The 3,198-nt window shown below is 40.0% G+C and carries 6 protein-coding genes; 2 read left to right on the forward strand and 4 right to left on the reverse strand.

Annotated features, from left to right (window positions below; translation table 11 throughout):
- Nucleotides 1–344, reverse strand: a 344-nt coding sequence (locus tag ACFINO_RS09405) for a lysozyme (RefSeq protein ID WP_375655541.1), incomplete at its 3' end; no start/stop codon positions are given.
- Nucleotides 345–526: 182 nt separating this feature from the next.
- On the opposite strand from ACFINO_RS09405, the gene ACFINO_RS09410 reads away from it, so the two are divergent.
- The gene (locus ACFINO_RS09410; RefSeq protein WP_015857128.1) at nucleotides 527–850 is read left to right on the forward strand and encodes a type II toxin-antitoxin system RelE/ParE family toxin; all 324 of its coding nucleotides are present in this window, start codon (nucleotides 527–529) and stop codon (nucleotides 848–850) included.
- A 12-nt stretch (nucleotides 851–862) separates the two neighbouring features.
- The gene (locus ACFINO_RS09415; RefSeq protein WP_208439803.1) at nucleotides 863–1,174 is read left to right on the forward strand and encodes a DNA-binding protein; all 312 of its coding nucleotides are present in this window, start codon (nucleotides 863–865) and stop codon (nucleotides 1,172–1,174) included.
- A gap of 60 nt (nucleotides 1,175–1,234) precedes the next feature.
- Here ACFINO_RS09415 and ACFINO_RS09420 read toward each other — a convergent pair whose 3' ends face one another.
- The 3 genes from ACFINO_RS09420 to ACFINO_RS09430 all read right to left on the reverse strand — a co-directional run bounded on the left by ACFINO_RS09420 (nucleotide 1,235) and on the right by ACFINO_RS09430 (nucleotide 3,078).
- The gene (locus ACFINO_RS09420; protein WP_375655491.1) at nucleotides 1,235–1,513 is read right to left on the reverse strand and encodes a hypothetical protein; all 279 of its coding nucleotides are present in this window, start codon (nucleotides 1,511–1,513) and stop codon (nucleotides 1,235–1,237) included.
- Nucleotides 1,510–2,268 (reverse strand): antA/AntB antirepressor family protein, encoded by a 759-nt coding sequence (locus tag ACFINO_RS09425; protein ID WP_375655543.1) that lies wholly within the window; start codon nucleotides 2,266–2,268, stop codon nucleotides 1,510–1,512. Before ACFINO_RS09425 ends, ACFINO_RS09420 begins: the two co-directional genes overlap by 4 nt.
- Before the next feature lie 252 nt (nucleotides 2,269–2,520).
- Complete coding sequence (locus tag ACFINO_RS09430; protein WP_375655545.1) at nucleotides 2,521–3,078, reverse strand: antA/AntB antirepressor family protein; 558 nt, start codon at nucleotides 3,076–3,078, stop codon at nucleotides 2,521–2,523.
- Between the last annotated feature and the right edge of the window lie 120 nt (nucleotides 3,079–3,198).

A 3,198-nucleotide genomic window follows, 5' to 3' on the forward strand; every position in this document is an offset into this window, starting at 1 on the left:
GCTTCATATTCACCTTGATTGAGCTTTTTTAACAGTGTCGAGTTACAAAAGGCTCCTGTTCCTACATTATAGCAAAAGGACACTAACGCCGCGAATTGTTCATCTGTTAATGAAACTGTAACAGCGCGTTCAACAGCATTTTCAAATTGTCTTAAGTCTTGGCAAAGAAGTTCTTCTGCTTGCTTTTCAGTGATTGTCATGCCTTCGTAAATAAAAGGTTTTCCAGCACTGTTTGTATGTCCATAACCTATTGTCCACACCCCAATGGCATCTTTATAGGCGTTCAAACGCAAACCTTCCCATTGTTTAATAAGTGCTAGTCCTTCTGATGATATTTTTCGCATATGCTTCTCCATAAAAAAAGCTCCGCAAAAAGCAGAGCTGGATTAAAAAATTGACATCTTTCTCATTCGGAAAGATAGCTTGGTTAAGCTTCATGTCGCTTTTTCATTGGAATAAAAGAAGATTTTTTCTCAACTTTTAATTTCTTTCTTGACAAATATTCGTTTATAAACGAATATACATCATGTTTGAAATACGTCACTACCTTACTTCTGATGGCAAAGACTTGATAGCTGATTGGCTGCGAAAGCTCCGTGATATGCAGGCTAAAACTGCAATTATTCGCCGCCTTAATCGTTTAGAGCAGGGAAACTTTGGCGATTTCAAGCCGCTTCGTGAGGGTGTTCATGAATTGCGTATTAATGTTGGTCCTGGCTACCGAGTTTATTATGTCCAATCTGGAAAGACCGTATTGTTGCTATTATGCGGTGGCAGCAAAAAAACACAAGAGACTGATATCACTCGTGCATGTGCTTGCTGGCGTGATTGGCAAAACCGTGAAGATTAAAGGAGTGCAAAAATGAAAGACCGTAACCATGATGATGCAATGGCAGAAATATTCCGTGATGATCCTGAGTTGGCAGCGGCTACCCTTGATGCAATCCTAGCAGATGGTGATCAGGGTGAGCTGCTTGTAACTCTACGCCAAATGGCCAAAGCTTATGGTGGTGTTCAAGCTGTAGCTAAAGCAGCCAACTTGAACCCAACACAACTTTACCGTACACTTTCAGAGAAAGGTAATCCAGAGTTCCGCAGCTTGAATGCTTTACTGCGTACCATGGGGTTTCGTTTGGCTGTACAGCCTCTTGAACGACCAGTTCCACACGTATAACTTTAGTGTATTAACCCCTCCCCACCTTTAAAGATGGGGAAGGGAGTTCTGTTTTTTTAATTAAGCAACCTTTTTAATGGGGCTCTCGAAATTTGGTTCATAAGCGCGTAACAAAGAATCCATGCTATGCGGTAACTCTGAATCTCCAAAATCTGTAAGAATTGCTAAAATCTTTGTAATATTGGGTAGTTCATCCTGAAGTTTTGAAATCAAAGCTTTTTCTATTACACTCATAGTGTCAACTAGAGCAGTACAATCTTTATCGCTCATATTTTCATGTCTAGAAAATCGAGATAATGCTATCCATAAATCGCATAAGAAGTTGGTATCTATCTTCATTGTACACCTCCATGGATTTGTTCTCTCAAACATGCCAATCCTCTGGAGGTGATTTTTGTTGAAGGGAGCACCTTTTCTGTACCATCCGGTCTTTGAATGGTGATAGCAGGACAGTCCATGAATCCTTTCTTGATCTTATCTTGATAAGGTAACAGAGGCGCCCCTGGAGCCCGACGATATACCCAATCATGTTTACGCAAGTAATCCGTTAAATCCTTTGGTCGCACTTCAAGCATCTTCGCTGCTTCGATAAGACCGAACAAACCATCAGAACGCTTTAGACCCTCAAGTGCCTCTGCTTTTGGTGCTAATTCTGCAATAACATGATCTTTCTGCTCAATTTGACTTTGTAAATGGTTCAAAACACCAAGTAATGCTTCGGGTTTGGAATAATCAACTTGTGGAGCGGCTATCTGCGGTGTTGCTACTTGTTTCAAAAGCCGTTCACATTTGATAAAGTATAAACGAGCTTCTCTACCTTTCTTATTATTCTCAAGCATCGAAAGTTCTTTAGCTACACTTAAGATCAGGTGATAGTCTTTACGATTGTGACCACCCCTACCTTTGCTCCCCAAAATCGGGGAGCAAACAAAATCTTGGTTTTCTAATAAATTATATTTATTGATACGGTCAGTAATCCAAGTAGAGAAATCTTTTCCTATTTCCAAGAATGCATGTAACTCACGTGCATTTACCGTCTGAACGGTATCGCCATCAATTGTAGCTTTGTGTATGTCGATTAAATATTGTGCCATGATTTGGCTCCTATGTGCTTAAAGGTTTTTGATTGACACTCTATGAAGAGCGCCGGGTGCTCAAAAACACGGCACATAGCCCGTCGTTATGCCTTTCCCAAAGGGTATTGTATAGCATAACTACACCCGACAAATCTATTATATGCGAGTAACATATAATGAGTCAAAGCTTTTAATTGGCGGTGAAAAGACTGTTTCGGCAATCTATCCGCTATGTGTTTAAGGTGTTTTTGAGGCACCTGATTCGATTATTCACATTGTCGCCACAATGTCAAGTGGCAATGTAATGTTTTTATAAAAGTAATCTGTTAAATCTTTTGGTCGCACCTCTAACATTTTTGCTGCTTCAATAAGACCGAACAGCCCATCAGAACGCTTTAAACCATCAAGTGCTTTTGCTTTTGGTGCTAATTCGGCAATAACATGATCTTTTTGCTCAATTCGACTTTGTAGGTGATTTAAAACACCAAGTAATGCCTCCGGTTTGGAGTAGTCAACTTGTGGTGTTGCTACTTGTTTCAAAAGCCGTTCGCATTTGATAAAGTATTGACGCGCTTCATGCCCTTTGTCATTCCTCTCTATCATAGAAAGATGTTTAGCCATGTCTAAGGTGAGAGCATAATCTTTAGAAGGACGTCCACCTGAACTTTCGCTCAAAAAAGAGCAAAAGTCATGCTCTTCTTTAAATTTACAATCTTGAATACGTCTGATAATCCAATCTTTAAAACTGGTTTTTACTTCTAAAAATGCCTGTAATTCGCGAGCGTTAACAGTTTGAACTGTTTCCTGTCCAATTATTTGTTCTGATATTTTTGCTAATTTGACTTATCTATCTTCTTCATCCATATGGATGACGCCTTCACCTTCGTCGCATGCGTTTGGTGGAGCGTTTGGATCAAGGGTATCGTCCTTGTCTGGTGTGGTGTTTGC

This window comes from Bartonella sp. AA83SXKL (assembly GCF_042196965.1).
In the GTDB taxonomy this organism is placed as follows: domain Bacteria; phylum Pseudomonadota; class Alphaproteobacteria; order Rhizobiales; family Rhizobiaceae; genus Bartonella.

Excerpts from the sequence above, each read along its gene's own strand:
- ACFINO_RS09410 (WP_015857128.1), top strand. The coding sequence starts at position 527 with ATGTTTGAAATACGTCACTACCTTACTTCTGATGGCAAAGACTTGATA.
- ACFINO_RS09415 (WP_208439803.1), top strand. The coding sequence starts at position 863 with ATGAAAGACCGTAACCATGATGATGCAATGGCAGAAATATTCCGTGAT.
- ACFINO_RS09420 (WP_375655491.1), bottom strand. The coding sequence starts at position 1,513 with ATGAAGATAGATACCAACTTCTTATGCGATTTATGGATAGCATTATCT.
- ACFINO_RS09425 (WP_375655543.1), bottom strand. The coding sequence starts at position 2,268 with ATGGCACAATATTTAATCGACATACACAAAGCTACAATTGATGGCGAT.